Source organism: Gracilimonas sediminicola, from assembly GCF_024320785.1.
Taxonomy (GTDB): Bacteria; Bacteroidota; Rhodothermia; order Balneolales; family Balneolaceae; genus Gracilimonas; species Gracilimonas sediminicola.
In genome coordinates, this window is sequence record NZ_JANDBC010000001.1 from 1613089 (window position 1) to 1630157 (window position 17069).

At 45.2% G+C, this 17069-nt stretch carries 14 protein-coding genes; 7 read left to right on the forward strand and 7 right to left on the reverse strand.

Annotated elements, in window-relative coordinates; translation table 11 throughout:
- The first annotated feature begins 283 nt into the window (after nucleotides 1–283).
- The 4 genes from carA (at nucleotide 284) to recQ (ending at nucleotide 7479) form a co-directional block, all read left to right on the forward strand.
- Nucleotides 284–1387, forward strand: coding sequence for a glutamine-hydrolyzing carbamoyl-phosphate synthase small subunit (carA, locus tag NM125_RS07350; protein WP_255134259.1), 1104 nt, complete (start codon nucleotides 284–286; stop codon nucleotides 1385–1387).
- Between the two features lie 146 nt (nucleotides 1388–1533).
- A complete protein-coding gene (carB, locus tag NM125_RS07355; protein WP_255134260.1) occupies nucleotides 1534–4362 on the forward strand; it encodes a carbamoyl-phosphate synthase large subunit in 2829 nt (942 codons plus the stop codon).
- Between the two features lie 214 nt (nucleotides 4363–4576).
- Complete coding sequence (tnpA, locus tag NM125_RS07360; protein WP_255134261.1) at nucleotides 4577–5029, forward strand: IS200/IS605 family transposase; 453 nt, start codon at nucleotides 4577–4579, stop codon at nucleotides 5027–5029.
- A 269-nt stretch (nucleotides 5030–5298) separates the two neighbouring features.
- Nucleotides 5299–7479 (forward strand): DNA helicase RecQ, encoded by a 2181-nt coding sequence (gene recQ / locus NM125_RS07365; protein ID WP_255134262.1) that lies wholly within the window; start codon nucleotides 5299–5301, stop codon nucleotides 7477–7479.
- Here the strand turns inward: recQ and NM125_RS07370 are convergent, their stop codons facing one another.
- From NM125_RS07370 to NM125_RS07380, 3 genes are read right to left on the reverse strand one after another with little or no spacing between them, the layout of a single operon-like run.
- Nucleotides 7480–8913 carry an ATP-binding protein gene (locus NM125_RS07370; RefSeq protein WP_255134263.1) on the reverse strand — a complete coding sequence of 478 codons (1434 nt, stop codon included), beginning with the start codon at nucleotides 8911–8913 and terminating at the stop codon, nucleotides 7480–7482. It abuts the gene before it with no gap.
- A gap of 6 nt (nucleotides 8914–8919) precedes the next feature.
- On the reverse strand, nucleotides 8920–9417 hold the full coding sequence (locus NM125_RS07375) for a response regulator (protein ID WP_255134264.1): 498 nt from the start codon (nucleotides 9415–9417) through the stop codon (nucleotides 8920–8922).
- 13 nt (nucleotides 9418–9430) lie between these two features.
- Nucleotides 9431–10831 (reverse strand): SLC13 family permease, encoded by a 1401-nt coding sequence (locus tag NM125_RS07380; RefSeq protein ID WP_255134265.1) that lies wholly within the window; start codon nucleotides 10829–10831, stop codon nucleotides 9431–9433.
- A gap of 126 nt (nucleotides 10832–10957) precedes the next feature.
- Between NM125_RS07380 and NM125_RS07385 the strand changes: the two genes are divergently transcribed.
- The gene (locus NM125_RS07385) at nucleotides 10958–11878 is read left to right on the forward strand and encodes a DUF58 domain-containing protein (protein ID WP_255134266.1); all 921 of its coding nucleotides are present in this window, start codon (nucleotides 10958–10960) and stop codon (nucleotides 11876–11878) included.
- A 68-nt stretch (nucleotides 11879–11946) separates the two neighbouring features.
- Here the strand turns inward: NM125_RS07385 and NM125_RS07390 are convergent, their stop codons facing one another.
- From NM125_RS07390 to NM125_RS07400, 3 genes are read right to left on the reverse strand one after another with little or no spacing between them, the layout of a single operon-like run.
- Nucleotides 11947–12717 carry a hypothetical protein gene (locus NM125_RS07390; RefSeq protein ID WP_255134267.1) on the reverse strand — a complete coding sequence of 257 codons (771 nt, stop codon included), beginning with the start codon at nucleotides 12715–12717 and terminating at the stop codon, nucleotides 11947–11949.
- Between the two features lie 9 nt (nucleotides 12718–12726).
- On the reverse strand, nucleotides 12727–13425 hold the full coding sequence (locus NM125_RS07395; protein ID WP_255134268.1) for a hypothetical protein: 699 nt from the start codon (nucleotides 13423–13425) through the stop codon (nucleotides 12727–12729).
- 22 nt (nucleotides 13426–13447) lie between these two features.
- Nucleotides 13448–14245, reverse strand: a complete 798-nt coding sequence (locus NM125_RS07400) for an SDR family oxidoreductase (protein ID WP_255134269.1) — start codon at nucleotides 14243–14245, stop codon at nucleotides 13448–13450.
- A gap of 127 nt (nucleotides 14246–14372) precedes the next feature.
- Between NM125_RS07400 and NM125_RS07405 the strand changes: the two genes are divergently transcribed.
- The gene (locus NM125_RS07405; RefSeq protein WP_255134270.1) at nucleotides 14373–15074 is read left to right on the forward strand and encodes a response regulator transcription factor; all 702 of its coding nucleotides are present in this window, start codon (nucleotides 14373–14375) and stop codon (nucleotides 15072–15074) included.
- A complete protein-coding gene (locus tag NM125_RS07410) occupies nucleotides 15071–16477 on the forward strand; it encodes a sensor histidine kinase (RefSeq protein ID WP_255134271.1) in 1407 nt (468 codons plus the stop codon). The genes NM125_RS07405 and NM125_RS07410 overlap by 4 nt, the downstream gene beginning before the upstream one ends.
- On the opposite strand, the gene NM125_RS07415 is transcribed toward NM125_RS07410, so the two are convergent.
- Nucleotides 16449–17069: an MIP/aquaporin family protein gene (locus tag NM125_RS07415; protein WP_255134272.1), complete on the reverse strand. Its 621-nt coding sequence runs from the start codon at nucleotides 17067–17069 to the stop codon at nucleotides 16449–16451. The two genes, NM125_RS07410 and NM125_RS07415, sit on opposite strands and share 29 nt — an antisense overlap.

Genomic DNA, 17069 nt, shown 5'->3' on the forward strand with positions numbered 1-17069 from the left:
ATCTTCGCACTGCGTATCTTAGGAAAACTTCAAACAAGCTTTTGACTCACATTACCATTTTAGCAATCCATAGTTTTGAAGCACTGCCACCGCGCACCCAAAAATGGAGGTCGCGCGATTGATGGCATTTCCATTTCCCAATATCATTTTCAAAATCCGGCGCGGTATTCGCAGTCGGATTTTTTTTGACCTGAAAATTTTATCGAACGCCTTTCCTGTTGCAAACACCGTGTTTGTGACCTCTTATCAACCAAACTCACTAAACCCGAAATACATCTAATCCATGTCACTACGCCCACAGAAAAAAGCCATACTTGCACTCAGCGATGGTACCGTTGTTCACGGCCAGGCCGTTGGACACGAAGGAATAACCGGTGGCGAGTTGTGCTTTAATACCAGCATGACCGGCTACCAGGAAATTTTCACCGACCCGAGTTACTATGGTCAGCTTATGATGATGACCTACCCGCACATTGGAAATTACGGAACCATGCCCCGGGATGATGAAGCCCGAAAGGTGATGGTGGCCGGAGTTATCACCCGAGCCTTTTCATGGGAATATAGCAACCCCATGGCCGACCGAAGCCTTCAGGAATATCTCGAAGACAATGAAATTACCGGAATATCAGGTGTGGACACCCGTAAACTGGTTCGTCATATCCGGGAAAAAGGAGTAATGAATGCCGTAATCTCCAGTACTGAGCTTGATGAGGACAAATTAGTTCAAATGGCAAAAGACTGGGACGATATGGAAGGCCTGGAGCTGGCTTCAAAAGTAACCCGGTCGGAGGCTCAAACGGTAAACGGAGAAGACGAATATCGTGTAGCTGCATTTGATTACGGCATCAAACAAAACATTATTAACAACCTGAACGAGCGAGGATGCACACTCCGGGTATTTCCGGCCAAAACTCCGGTTGAGGAAGTGGAAGCCTGGGAAGCAGATGGATACTTTTTCTCGAATGGTCCGGGAGACCCAACCGCAACAGCGGAGTATGCTCTTGAAGTGGTTGACTTCGCCAAGAAAAGCGGAAAACCGGTCTTTGGGATTTGCCTCGGCCACCAGCTGATGGCGCTGAATGAAGGCCTGAAAACCAAGAAAATGTTTGTCGGTCACCGCGGGGCTAATCAACCCGTAAAAAACCTGAGTACAGGTCTGGTTGAAATATCAACTCAGAATCATGGTTTTGCTGTAGATGAAGACTCCCTGGACGACAAGATCGCCGAGGTTACCCATGTAAACCTGAATGACGGGACTATTGAAGGGCTGAAGTTCAAAAATTTCCCCGGCTTCTCGGTGCAATATCACCCCGAAGCATCCCCCGGCCCGCATGACTCAGCCTACCTGTTCGATCAGTTCATCGATATGATGAAAGAACAGAAGTGAACATTGAACAAGGAACATCGAACATTGAGTGCAGAACGAGGATTGACGAGGGGTCTAAAGGCAAACGAAAAACATCAATGATCTTTAGCCTGTCAATTACTTAAAACGAATAACTACCAACGAATTAACAAATAACGAAACAAACAATGCCAAGACGCGACGACATCAACAAAATTCTGATTATCGGCTCCGGACCTATTGTAATTGGTCAGGCCTGCGAATTTGATTATTCCGGATCTCAAGCTTGCCGTTCGCTGCAGGAAGAAGGCTACGAGATTGTACTTATCAACTCGAACCCGGCTACCATTATGACCGACCCGATTATGGCCGATGCGGTTTATATGCTACCGATGACTACTGATTCCATCCGGGAAATTGTAGCCAAGGAAAAACCCGATGCGGTACTCCCAACTATGGGTGGGCAAACCGGGTTGAACCTGTGCCGTGATCTGGAAAAAGAGAACTTCTGGAAAGACAATAACATCCACATTATCGGGGTGGATATTGATGCGGTTGAGCTGACCGAAGACAGGCAGCTGTTTAGGGATAAAATGGAAGAGATTGGGATTGAGCAGTGTCGCAGCCGAACTGCCCAATCGCTGCTGGATGCAAAAGAAATTGTTGAAGAGCTGGGCGGCTTGCCAATTGTTATTCGACCTTCGTTCACCATGGGTGGGGCCGGAGGCGGTATCGTTTGGAATGAAGATGAGTTTGAGCGAAAAGTACTGCGTGGCCTCGAGCTGAGTCCCGTTCACCAGGTGTTGATTGAAGAATCCATTTTTGGGTGGAAGGAATACGAGCTGGAGCTGCTACGCGATGCCAACGACAACGTGATTATCATTTGCTCTATCGAGAATATGGATCCGATGGGTGTTCACACCGGAGATTCCGTAACGGTGGCTCCGACACAAACGCTCACCGACAAGCAATTACAGCACATGCGGGATTCGGCCATCAAGATGATGCGTTCGATCGGAACCTTTGCAGGGGGATGTAATGTGCAGTTTGCCATGGAGCCGGGTTCAGATCGTTTGGTTGCCATTGAAATTAACCCACGCGTGAGTCGGTCTTCCGCACTGGCTTCTAAAGCTACCGGGTATCCGATCGCTAAAGTAGCCACCAAGCTGGCTGTGGGATATACGCTGGATGAGCTGAAAAATCAGATCACCGGAACCACATCTGCCTGCTTTGAGCCAAGCATTGACTATGTAGTCTGCAAAATTCCACGCTTCAACTTTGACAAATTCCCGGGTGTGGATGAAGAGCTCACCACACAGATGAAAGCCGTAGGCGAGGTGATGTCGATCGGCCGGAATTTCCCGGAGGCATTGAATAAAGCCTGGCAATCGCTGGAAGTTGGCCGCGATGGCTTAGGCGCCGATGGCTACGAAGAATTTGATCGAAAAACGGTCCGCGAGCGATTACTGAAGCCCTACTGGGATCGCTCCATGCAGATACGGAATGCGTTCAAGATGGGAGCTTCTGTGGAAGAAATTGCGGATATCACTAAAGTAGATCCGTGGTTCCTGCAGCAAATCCGATACATGGTTTCGCTTGAAAACCGCACGGAAGGCCAAGCACTGAAAGAGATTTCAAAAGACGATTTCTTTGAGCTGAAGCAAGCCGGTTTTTCCGACTCTCAAATCGCTTTCCTGCTAAGTAAAAGCGGAGAGAAAGTAGATGACAAAAAAGTGCGCGACCGTCGTAAAGAACTCGGAATTACCCCGTCATTCAAGATGGTTGATACCTGCGCGGCTGAATTCCCGGCACAAACACCATACTACTATTCTGCCTATGAAGGTGAAAACGAAAGTGAAGTAACCGACAAGAAGAAAGTGCTAATATTGGGCAGTGGCCCGAACCGAATCGGACAAGGGATTGAGTTTGATTACTCCTGCACCCATGCTGTGCTGGCTGCGAAGGAAATGGGCTACGAAGCCATAATGGTTAACTGTAACCCCGAAACGGTATCCACCGATTTCGACTTTGCCGACAAACTGTACTTTGAGCCAGTGTATTGGGAACGTGTGCTGGATATCATCGACCATGAAAAACCAGAGGGAGTGATCCTACAGGTGGGCGGACAAACAGCCCTTAAGCTTGGAAAACGATTTGTGGAAGAAGGCATTAAGATCTTCGGAACCGACTTCGGCATGATTGACTTTGCCGAAGACCGAGGCGAGTTCTCCAAATTCCTGAAGAAACTCGACATTCCGTTTCCCGAGTACGGAACGGCTCGAGAGGTTGAGGAAGCAGTTAAGATTGCCGGAAGAATTGGCTACCCGGTTCTGATCCGCCCGAGCTATGTACTGGGAGGACAGGGAATGCGGATCGCTGTAAAAGAAGAAGAGCTGCGCAAATATGTAGCCAACATCCTGAAAACACATCCCGAGAACGCCTTTCTGATTGATAAGTACCTGGAGCAGGCTGTTGAGGTAGATGTGGATTCGGTTTATGATGGCGACCAGCTTCACATAGCCGGGATCATGCAGCATATAGAGCCGGCCGGTGTACACTCCGGTGACTCCACCGCTGTTTTGCCGCCTTACTCATTGAGTGATGAAGTCATCAAAACGATCGAAGAATACCAGGAGAAGATAGCGGAAAACATGGAGATTCTCGGATTCCTGAACGTGCAGTATGCCGTCAAAGATGATAAGGTGTATGTGCTGGAGGCAAATCCAAGAACCACGCGTACCATCCCGTTCCTTGCCAAGGCAACACAACGCCCGGAAGCAGCCATCGGTGTCAAGGTGATGCTGGGGGCGAAGTTGAAGGAATTCGATCTGGAATCGAAGTTGGAAAACTGGGCAATCAAAGAGCCGGTATTCCCATTCGACAAATTCCCGGAAGTGAAGAAGGAGCTGGGGCCGGAGATGAAATCCACCGGCGAAAGCATCTACTTCGCCAAAGACTTCAACGACGATCACTTCAAGAAACCGTATGAGTTCAAGAGCCTGTATCTCTCGAAATAATGCCGACTGTAAGAGTCGAGAGATCAGATTCCATATTTTTGGATTCTATAGATTGGATCATAATTAATTTGTAAGGAATCTAATTGAAGTGGCTCTTACTGATTAGTAGTAGATGAATGTCCCAACGGGACAAAATCAAAAAAAATAGTGCAAAGCACTATGTAAAACACGAAAATCAGTAAGAGCCCCAAAGGGGCGTAATCAGGAGGAGATTATGCCACAATCATTGTCAAAAGTATATGCCCATATTGTATTCAGTACGAAACACAGGCAGAATATGATAGATAAGAGCATTGAAGTTGAATTGTATAATTACATTGGAGGAATCTGTAAACAATCAGGATCTGCTCCCATCATGGTGGGTGGGCATAAAAATCACGTTCATATTTTATGCCTCTTATCGAGAAAAGTACCTGTAATGAAATTGGTTCAAGAGATTAAGCAGAGTTCATCAAAATGGATGAAGACAAGAGCAGCCCGATATGCGAATTTTTATTGGCAAGATGGATATGGGATCTTCTCTGTATCTCAATCTCATGTTGACAGGGTGACACGGTATATTCAAAATCAGGAATTGCATCACCGAAAGAGAGATTTTAAGAAAGAGTATCTAACATTGTTGAAGAGGTATAATGTTGATTATGATGAGCAGTATTTATGGGGTTAAAGACAGCGCCCCCTTGGGGCTTTTCAGGTTCTTTTTTGAGACTACATAGTGCATGCCACTATGTTCATGCCTAAACCCTTCCAGAGTTTTTAATTGGCAGGTTTTTTATTTTCGTCCGAAGCAGCTCTGTGTGCAGAACTCTTTCAGCTTTTCATTTAGATGAGGGGCTCAAAAAGCCTTATCTTTATATTTATCAGTATAAAATTTTAAAGCTGCAACACATTCACAGCAAATTATAAATCTGTGAAATCCTAAAATCAAAACAATCTGTGATCAAAGAAGCAAAAGCTACCCTAAAGGAAACATTTGGCTACGACACCTTCCGCCCGCTACAGGAAGACATTATCGACCAGGCCCTCAAGAGAAAAGACGCACTTGTAATAATGCCCACCGGTGGCGGTAAATCACTATGCTACCAAATTCCGGCGCTGTTGTTTGATGGATTGACCGTGGTTGTGTCTCCTCTTATTTCACTAATGAAAGACCAGGTAGAGCAGCTCCGTGAATATGATATTAATGCGGTGCATTTGAACAGCTCGCTATCACCGGAAGCTTATGGATACAACCGCCGGCAGGTGCTGCAGGGAAAAGCCAAGCTGCTGTACATCGCTCCGGAAACGCTGCTGATGGATAAGACCAAAGACCTGCTAAAGGATATCAAGGTAGAATTGTTCGCAGTAGATGAAGCTCACTGTATTTCAGAGTGGGGGCATGATTTTCGGCCGGATTACCGTCAGTTGGCAGAGGTTCGAAAGGAATTATTCCCTGATGCTACCTGCATGGCATTAACCGCCACAGCTACTCCGCGTGTACGAAAAGATATTATGCGAACGCTGGAGTTTGGCGAGTCTGAAGAATTTATAGCCAGTTTTGACCGCCCCAACCTGTTCCTGAAAATTGCCGATAAAGACGATCCAACGAACCAGGTTTTAGACTTCCTTTATACACGAAAAAATCAGTCCGGCATTATATACTGTACTTCCCGCCGGCAGGTAGATGAACTTTATCAAGAGCTTGATGATGAAGGTTATTCGGTGAAACCCTACCATGCGGGCTTATCTGATCGCGACCGCGCCATCAACCAGCGTAAGTTTATCCGTGATGATATACAGATTATTGTGGCAACCATCGCCTTTGGGATGGGGATTAACAAGCCGAATGTCCGGTTTGTGATGCATTACGATATGCCGCAGAACATCGAGCAGTATTACCAGCAAATTGGCCGGGCAGGACGAGACGGCCTCCGCTCCGATTGTGTGATGCTATTCAGCTATGCCGACACACAGAAGATTAAATACTTCATCAACAAGAAAGAAGGGCAGGAAAAAGAAATTGCAGAAAAGCACCTTGATGACCTGCTCAAATTTATCGAGTCTAAAAAGTGTCGCCGTGTGCCGCTGATGAAATATTTCGGGGAAGAATATCCGAAGGATGAATGTGGCATGTGTGATAACTGCCTGTCTAAAGATGAAGATGTGGAAGACTTCACCCTGCAGGCTAAGAAGCTGCTTACCTGTGTGAAAGAGCTGGAAGAAGGCTACGGAAAAACACAGGTAATTAATGTGCTGAGGGGCTCTAAAGCTAAAAAAGTGCTTGAGCTGGAGCATGATAAACTGGATTCCTACGGCTCCGGAAAGGAGTGGTCGAAAGATCAATGGGAGCAACTCTCCAGAATGCTGGTGCGTCAGGACTATCTATCCAAAGGAGAATACGCGGTTCTTCAGCTGGAGGATAAAGCCGATGCCGTTCTGAAAGGTGATGAGAATGTGTACGGAACCTTAGACCGAACCAGCACCATGCTCAGTGATGAGGAAGCATCGCGGGTGGCTACGGAAGTGGAAGCCTCCTACGACGAAAACCTGTTCGAGATCCTTCGCAAAGAGCGGAAGAAAATGGCTGATGAGAAAGGAATCCCTCCCTATACTATCTTTCCGGATACCACACTTATGGAAATGGCTTATTACTTCCCGAAAGATAAAGAGCACCTGTTGCCTCTCTACGGTGTGGGTGATGTAAAGCTCAAAAAATACGGCTCGGCTTTTATCGGGATTATCAAGAAGTACACCTCTGAACACGGTATTGAAGCCAAAGAAGAAACGCTGCAAGAGAAAGCCGAAGAGCTGGAAAATGTGGAGCTGCACCAGAAAATCGGAAAGGCTTTCAACGATGGGCAACGAATTGAGCACCTGGCTGAAGAGCATGGCGTGAAGGAAGTCACCATCCTCAACCATCTGAAGGATTATCTGAATGAAGGCAACGATCTTCGGCTCGATGGAATCACGGAAGCCACATCACTTTCACTTCGGCAGCAGGATGAAATCATTAAAATCTTTGACGAAAAAGGATCTCATATGCTGAAGGTGGTTTACGACCGGATGAACAAAAAAATCGGCTACGACCAAATTCGCATTATGCAGCTGTATTACATGGCCAACGAAAAGAATGGATAACTAACAGTCGTCTTTAACAGGAAGCGTGATTCTGAATCTGGCTCCGCCCTCATCAAGGTTTTCAGCTTCAATGTTACCGCCCGAGCGTTTTATGATTTCGTTAGAGATAGGTAAGCCGAGGCCCAGGCCAAACTTGGCGCCCTGGTTTTTAGTGGTGAAGTTGGCTTCAAAAATACGATGAATAATATCCTCGGGGATGCCGGGGCCGTTATCTGTAATTTCTACCACAATTTTGCCAGCCACATGTTTGGTGGAAAAGGTGATTTCACCGGAGTCGTTGAGGGCATCGCAGGCGTTTACCAGAATATTAGTCCAAACCTGATTTAAGTCGCCCACCTGAATACAGGTTTTGGGAATGTCGTTCAGATCGAGGTTCAGGTTTATATATTTGAGCCGATTACTTAGTACCAAAACCGTATCCTTTATACCCTCTCTGATATCGGTAAACTCTTCTTTGTTGCGATCCTGGCGGCTATAGCTTTTCAGGCTTTTCACCAGGTTGGCAATCCGGTTACTGGCAATACGGATGTTGTGGATCATGCGGCCGGCTTCAAAGTGATTGATCAGGTTCTCGATATCCTGTTTCTTCCGCTGTTCTTTAATGATTTGAAGGGCATTGCCGGGCATTTGGGCCAGTTTACGTACCGAAGCCCGGTCATGAACCCAGGGAAACTGTTTCTCGATATGAAGCATTTGCTTACGCAGTTCAGCACTGTCCAGCGGTTCGCTTTGCAATCCCAGTTTGAAAAGTTGATAGGTTGCATCTGATTCCTCGAAGGTGGAATAAATTTCGATCAGGTTTTCTGCCGACCGCATCAGCGCCGAGGCCGGGTTGTTTACTTCATGGGCAAAACCCGCCACCAACTCACCAAGCGTAGCCATTTTTTCCTGATGAATCAGCTGTTGATGGGTTTCTTCCAGACGCTTGTAGGCGTTTTTCAGGTCATCCCGTTCTTTTCCAAGTTCTTTGTTTAAAAGGTGCGTTCGGGTGTGAAGCCGAATGTTACTTTTATATCGCTGAATCATGTTGTTCAGCATCAGCTGCTGGAGCGGATGCTTTAACCGGGGGTGGTCGCTGAGATACTGCTCAAACTGCTGGGGTTTCATCTTAAGGGCCATCCCTTTTTGTATGATTTTAGCCGTCGTAAGCGTAGGTTCACCGGTTGTGAATGCAATCAACCCCACAAAACTTCCGGGATTCAGCGTGGTTAATGTGATGTCACTGTCATCAGCCTGCGTTCGGGTCAGCTTAACCTGCCCTTCAAGCAACAGATAGACGTCTTCGAGGGGATCTCCCTGGCTGAAAAGAACCTCTCCCTCTTCCAATACCAAAAGATGTTCTTTCAATTCATCCAGCTCATGAACAAGCCGCTGTATGAACCGGAGAATAGTCTCGGTATCATTAAGCCACGATATGCCCTGTTGAAATTCCATATACGGTTAGTGGTCGGTCATTTGGTTATTACGCATGGCTGCTGAAAGTTTTTCGGCATCCAGAATCTGCATGAATGGAAGAAGGTTCTTTTTGTTGGCAATTACGTAGTCCGTTAGTTCGGCTAAAACTACTTCTTCCAGCTGCTCTTTCGTCCATGGTTTTGCTATATAATGGTCAAGGTCAGCTTTGTTGATGGCAAGTATGGTATCCTCATGTCCGGCCTGACCGGTAACCAATACCTTGCGGCTTTTGGCGGCTTCCGGCAGTTGCTGAAGTTCAATCAACAAATCCACTCCATTTTGTCCGGGTAATACATGGTCACATAAAATCAACCCGACTTTATGGCCATGATCCAGAATGTAGTCTATGACGTCCCGGGCTTCGTCAGCGTTGTTGGCTGCTTCAACGGGAAAGAATTCCTCGAACTTCTCAAGGTCTTTAATGAGGGCGTCCATCACTTCAAGCTCATCTTCAACAATCAATATGTAAATTTTTTCATCCATTGCAGAGTCCTCATCAATTTAAGATTAATGGCCAATAAAACAGGGCATAAAGCGTCACCATCATCAGCCCGAAAATTCCAATGGCGAAACCGGCTTTGGTCATTTGGTTTGTTTTTATAGTTCCGGTACTCATAGCAATAGCATTTGGCGGGGTTGATATAGGCAGCATCATCGCGAGGCTGGCACTCACCCCAATCACCAAGCTGATCAGCACCAGGCTAAATCCTTCACCGGCCGCCCCGGAAGTGGCAAGGCTCACGGCTAACGGGATCAGTAATGTGGCTGAAACGGTGTTGGATAAAAAGTTAGACATGACAATAGCCACCAGGCTGAATGCGATAATCAGGAAAATGGAAGTAAACATATTCCAGCTTATACTGGTAATAATCCATTCGGCCAGCCCGGTGCTTTCCATGGAAATCCCCAATGAAATGCCGCCGGCAACCAGCCATAAAACCTCCCATGGAAGCTTGCGAATGCGCTCCTGATCCAGAATGCCCGTTAAAGAAAGAGCCGCTACCGGAAGAAGGGCTACGATGCTGCTGCCAACTCCGTGCAGCGACTCTGTTATCCAAAGCACAACGGTAATTCCGAAAATGAGATATACAAAAATTGCTTCCTTATTTTTCTGGAATGAGCCGCTCATGTCGAGCTCAATTATTTTGGATGCCGGTTTGTACATCCAAAGTATAATAACCCAGCTGGCCATTAAAACAACGATGACAAGAGGAGCAGCGAGCAGCATCCATTCAGTAAAAGCAATATGAATGCCCTGTGTTGTAAGAGCACCAATTACAACGGCATTGGGCGGGGTTCCGATGGGTGTTGCAATCCCCCCGATGTTAGCTGCAAAAGGGATGCTCAAAGCGAGCCCAATTCGAAGCGGGTCGCCGGGCTTGGTTCGGGCTATAATGGGCAGAATGACGGTCATCATCATGGCGGTGGTAGCGGTGTTACTCATAAATGCTGAAAGCAGAGCAGTAACCACCATCAACCCAAGAATGATGAACTTTGGGTTGGCTCCAAAAGGTTTTAGCAAAACCCGGGTAAGGTTTTTATCCAGATCGAATTTTACGGCGGCATCAGCCAGTACAAATCCCCCCAAAAATAAAATGATAATAGGGTTTGCCAAGGTGCCTATAAATTCAGTGTACGAGTTGGGAGTGTATTCGGCCGAGACTTCCGGAAAAAGAACCCCTTGCTTGCTGAGGAAAAATACCTGAAGTAGAATCACCAGCATGGAAGTAGCGTAGATGGGAACAGGTTCCAGCATCCAGAAGATGGCGGCAATACAAAAAATGCTCAGGGCCACATGTCCGGCTTCCGAAAGTCCGGGGATCTCAATGAAGAACGGAATCAAGAAACCGACAAGGCCAATAATTATCGAAGTGAGTTGTTTATAGGTAGCATTCATGAAAGAAAGCATGTAGTGAGTGAGTGCCGGTATGTTACCGGTTCTATGCGAAGTAATTGTGAAGAAATCAGCTCAGAAGTAAAGAATCCGCCTTTCAAAAAAAGATTATTAATAGTACAATAAATCATGATTTTAGAACCGAGCATACTGTCGAAATTATCCTCGCTTGAACTGCGGGCAAAGAAGATTGTAGAGGGATTTATTTCCGGGCTGCATAAAAGTCCGTTTCATGGGTTCAGTGTGGAATTTGCGGAACACCGGCCGTACAATCCCGGCGATGACTTCAAGCATATCGACTGGAAAGTATATGCCAAGAAAGAGCGGTTTTATGTGAAGCAGTATGAGGAGGAGACAAACCTGCGCTCTTATGTGATGCTGGATACAAGCTCGTCCATGCTGTTTAAGCATTTTGGGGAATGGACAAAGCTCAGGTATGGAATTCATTACGCCGCCTCGCTGATGTATATGATGCACCGCCAGCGCGATGCCTGTGGGCTCATCCCCTTTAATTCAAAGATCGATGCTTTCATCCCCGCCAAATCAACCTATGCCCATCTTCGCCAGATTTATACTGAGCTGGAGCGGGAACTGATCCGTGAGGAAAAGAACGACCCTGAAAAGCGTAAGACAGCTTCAGCCCAGGCTATTCACGAAGTGGCCGAACGGTTAAACCACCGAAGCCTGGTGGTCATCATCACCGACCTTTTTGAAAATATCGATGAGCATGAAGAGATTATTTCTGCCCTGAAACACCTTCGCCACCGAAAGCATGAAGTGCTGTTATTCAACGTGCTGGAAAAGAAAAGTGAACGCGACCTGGATTTCCCCGACCGGCGCTTTGTTTTTGAAGACATGGAGGTTGATGAGGAAGTGGAAGTGCTGCCGGCTCAGGTTCGGGAAGATTACCGGAAGAAAGTGGAAGAATACACAAAGAAATTCCGCATGGCCTGCAGTGAGTTTGAAATCGACTTTGCCGAAATGGATACGCAGGGGCAATTTGATCAATCCTTGCTGGCTTACCTTATAAAACGGAAGCGGTTAGGGTGAGTTCGTTAATCGTTATTCGTGAATCGATTATTATTAACGAGTCCATATAAACTTCTTTTTTAGTGCCTTTACTGGTAACGATTTAAAATATTTTCGATCACCAACCTTGGTTCTTCGGAGGATGAAGTTTTACTTATTGACTTTTTGGAGTGTCCACGTGTTCTCACATAAGAACCTGAGATAAGTAAAAATCTTCCCTTAAGACCTCCATCTAAATTATAATAATTTTTCTCGTTAGGCAGGGGGCCTTTAATTGCTGTAATATTTACTTTTATAGATCCATACAGGCTCTGAAAGAAGTCCTTATTGAACATTATTGAGTTTGTATTAACTACTACTGTATCCCATACAATAGAGTTATAATATGTAGACTCAATATCGATACTGTAGTAGTCGGCCCCACTAATTTCATTCCAAGAAAGTTCAATTTCGTTACTAGTGGTGTCTTGATCATCAAGCAAAATTTTGTCATAACTAAGTTCAGGCATAATGTGGTCAGAAAAGGTGGTCTTTCTTCCATTGTATTCAACTTCCAGCTCTAATAAAATTCCTTCATCTACAGTAAAGGTTTCTATAGTGTATGCGAACTCTATATCTTGCCTGAAATATCCAAGATCTTTTTCATTAATACTTGAGCGTATGAGGTCAGGGTTTTTAAAGTTATAGGCCTCAATTCTTGATTGAATGGTTGCATATCCGGTCACATCGTGTAAGTCAAAAGTTCCGGCATACCCAATTATAAACTCATTTCTTTCTGCTTCATTTTTACATGAAAGCAAGAAGATTGATAAGAAAATAAGGGTTAATGAAAGTAGTGACTCACGACTGATAGTATGCATATACAGAAATTATATCTGGGTAAATAGATTTGAACACCTTCGAAAATTAACAGGGAGTGGGTCGTCTTTACTGTATCCCTGGTGAGTCGGTTCTGGCCCCCAACAGGACCATAGGTAAAGCTCTAATGAAGCGTTTGGGTTGAAGTCAGCAGGTATCGATACAAACGTTTCAGAGGTTACAAATTGTTTGTGGTAGAAAATGTACTCACGATTATCTCTGTCATATTCGCGATAGCCTAAAATAACAATATTAAAGTCTGGGCTATTATTATTGAGCCAAGGAAGTTTAAAATCTGTATGAGGTTCTCTGTAAATTCTACCTTCTATTACTGAGTCTGCAGCACTGGTGTCTAATTGAGAAATAGAAATTCGGTCCAGATCAAAAGTAAAATTTTGGGTTACACCCTGATACTGAAGCTCAATAGAATTATTATCGGTGAATAATTGATCATCAGGATTAAACCGGCCCCAAATTATTTTGTTTCGTCCCCAAAAACGAGAAGATAATAATGAATCATTTACAGCAAGTTCAATGTCAGAGATATTAATGTTTCCGACCGACGATAGCTCAATAACCACTTCATTATGTCCAACTTCTACAGATAGATTTATCTCATATTCAGGCAGGGATGTGCTAATACTATCTTTGCAGGAGTAACAGAAGACGATGCAAAGTACAAACAGGAAGTAATTAATTTGAAGTGCCATAGACGCAAAATTGACTCCGAAACTACGTAACTTTCTGGTTTTTCAAAATCTTGTTTAATAACGTTGGGGAGAACCGCTGCACCCAAAGGGCCAATTTTTCTTTAAAGCCCGTTACATAGATTTCCTCTTTTTGAGCCTTTATTTTAGGCATCACCTTAGCCACCATTTCATCGGCCGTCATGGCATTGGAGTGGGCGTCTCCCATCTTGTCGAATTTGGAACCGTCTCCGGTTAAGGCATTTTTGGAGATGTCGGTTTTGATGAATCCCGGGCAAAGTAAGGTCACGGCTACGTTATGCTCATACATTTCCTGTCGAAGTGAATTGAAAAATCCCTGAACCGCATGTTTACTGCCGGCATAACCTGACCGAAATTTAGTGCCAATTTTACCCGCCACGCTGCTGGTTACGATGATATGCCCCGATTTCCGATCCACCATATGTGGGAGTACTTCTTTAGTCAACCCAACAGCCCCAAAATAATTGATCTCCATCAGTCGCCGGAATGTGCTCATTTCAGATTCCATCACGGTTGACCGCTGACTCACCCCTCCGTTATTAATCAGAACGTCAATCTGACCAAAGGCAGCCAGCGCTTCCTTGGTTTTTTCGGGAAAAGAGTCCCCGTCCATCAAATCGAGAGCGATAATCTTCACATTGGAAGTGTCTTCTCCCAAACTATTCCTTACTTCTTCCAAAACCTCTTGTCTGCGCGAAGATAGAATCAGGTTGGCCCCTTCTTTGTAGAATGCCCTGGTGAAGGCCTCTCCGATTCCTGATGATGCCCCGGTAATCCAGATGGTTTTTCCTTGGTAATTCATTCGTAAATTCTGATTTTTTGCAGTAATAAGCGTTACAGTATGAAAGTGTTGGGGTGTTAAAGTAATGCTAAAAAACGTACTTTAACACCCGAACACTTAAACACGTTTATACATAAAAAGTGAATAAATGAGCAACAAACATACAATCCTGTTGGTGGAAGACGAGGAAGAATCCGGCGAGATGCTGGCAAACTTTCTGGAACTTAATGACTATGATGTCCTGTGGGCAAAAGACGGCAAAAAAGCCATTGAACTAATTGATGATAACGCCAATGATCTACACCTGGCTATTCTTGATATCATGGTTCCCCATTACGATGGGAAAGAAATATGCAGACACATTCGCAAACATCCGGTGGTGTACGAAATCCCGGTTCTTTTTCTGACAGCACGGGATGAAGAGAAAGATGAAATCGAGGGGCTTGAGCTCGGGGCGGATGATTACATCAAAAAGCCAGCCAGCTTGAACCTTGTGAAAGCACATGTTGAAACACAACTGCGCCGTCGTTCGCCAGATAAAAGTAACTGGATTCAGTACGGGCATGTGTATTTAGACCTGGACTCTAAGGAGCTCTACATCAACGAAGAACTTATTGACCTGACGCACACCGAGTACACCATAGCGGAAATGATTTTGCAGAACCCTAAACTGGTATACAGCCGGCAGCAGATTCTGGAAAAGATCTCCGATGAGGAAAAGTATGTATTTGACAGGACCGTTGATGTACATGTCAAAAATCTGCGCTTAAAAATGGGTGATGAAGGCAAGCTCATAAAAACATACCGCGGTGTTGGCTATGGGTTCAATAAAGAGTTTCTACACAGATGAAAATAAGATCCAAACTGGCGTGGACCTATATCATCCTGCTTATCATCGGGATCATCACCATTAGTGCCTATTCCATACTAACTATCCGCAGCTTTTTGTTGGATGAAGGCGTGGAACAGTTTGAGAGGGATGCTCTTTCCCTGGCTCTTGCGGCTGGTAGTTTTAAAGATAATGCTCTGTTTGATGATAAAATTCAGCGGCAAGCCCGACTTTCTAAATACGAAATGGCGGTTTATGACAGAGGCGGGGTTCGCTTTTTAACCTTTCCTGATTCTGCTTTTGAGGATGTAGAACCGTATTTGAACGAAGATTTACTGACCGAGCTGGAGCGTGAAGATGGCGACCCTATCGTCCGGTCTGACGAGAACCCGGAGAAGCTTATCGCTTATGTAGATCTGGGTCAGTCGGATAACGCCGCTCAGTACCTGAGAATAAGTCAGGACAAAAGGCAGTATTACGCAGCTGTAGCCAGCATTCGTCATATTATTTATGCGGGGATGTTCTTCTCTATAGCAGCGGTGATTGTGGTTAGTATCTTATTTGCGCGGTACATGGCGGCACCCATTCAGCGGTTGAATGAGGCAGCACTTGATATCGCAAAAGGAAATCTGGACCGAAAAATTGATCTGAACAGAAATGATGAGTTCGGCACGTTAGCTGATTCTCTAAATCATATGGCTCGCACCCTTCGGGCAGATAATGAGAAGCTGAAAATGCTCAACGAAAAGCAGAGCCAGTTTTTCGCGGATATAACTCACGAAGTCAGAAATCCCCTGCACACCATTTCCGGAGCCCTGGAAATGTTAGAGCTGAAAAACCTTCAGCCCGAAAAGAAAAAGCAGTATATGTTGACCGCTCAGAAACAGATCAAGCGAGTAGCCCGGCTATTTGAAGACATCAAAACATTGCAACGCTATGACTTTGACGAAAACTTTATCAATCGGGAGGTTTTTGACTTAAAGGAAATTATTGACGAAGCGTTGATGATGTATGAGCCGATTGCACAGGAAAAAGGACTTCAGCTTAAAGCAGCTAACCTTAAGTCATTTATGGTAAATGCCGATCCAAATAAAATGGAGCAGGTGGTAGATAACCTGATTTCGAATGCCATTAAATACACGCAGGAAGGTGAGGTGGAAGTTGGGCTGAAGCAAATGGATGAGCGGGTAGAAGTGTACGTAAAAGATACAGGACCCGGAATTGGCGAGGAACATCTGGATCGTTTGTTCGATCGCTTTTATCGTACTGATAAGGCACGATCAAGAGACAAGGGCGGAACAGGTTTGGGCTTATCGGTTGTTAAGGGAATCCTCAATGCACATCAAAGTGATATCAAGGTAGAGAGTGAAGAAGGAGTTGGAAGCCGGTTCTATTTCAGAATTCCAATCTATGAAAATAGCTGAACGCAAAAGCAGCTAATGCCCCACCCGTTAAGGGAGCCAGTGTATAAAGCAGAGAGTGAATAATAGAATTTCCTCCGTTGATAAGATCGAAGCTGGCTGTGCCGATGGAGGTTGCCGGGTTTAAAATACCACCTGAAACGGGGGTAGCCACCATAAGCATCCCGCCAAAAGCGAGACCAACAGCCAAACCGGAGAGAGAACTTTTACGAAAGCTTTTAGTGAGGGCCAGAGTCAGCATCACTAACACAAAAATGAAGGTGAATACCACCTCGGCAAATACCTGCTGATATAAATTGGTGGTAGCCGGCGGTTCAATGTAAAAAACGGAAGTGGAGAGAAAGAAAATTGCTGCTGCTGCCAGAAATGCTCCGAAAAGCTGTGCGATCAGGTAGCCTGCAAATTCAGCTCCGGAAAGCCTTCTTTTTAAAAAAAATGCGAGGGAAACGGCAGGGTTATAGTGAGCTCCCGAAATGCGGGAACCAATATAAACCAAAGCCATTAAGGTTAAGCCGATGGCGAGCGGATCTCCTGTAAAGCCAAAAACCAATACAAGAAAAAAGGCACCAATCGCCTCCATTACATATGAATGCAT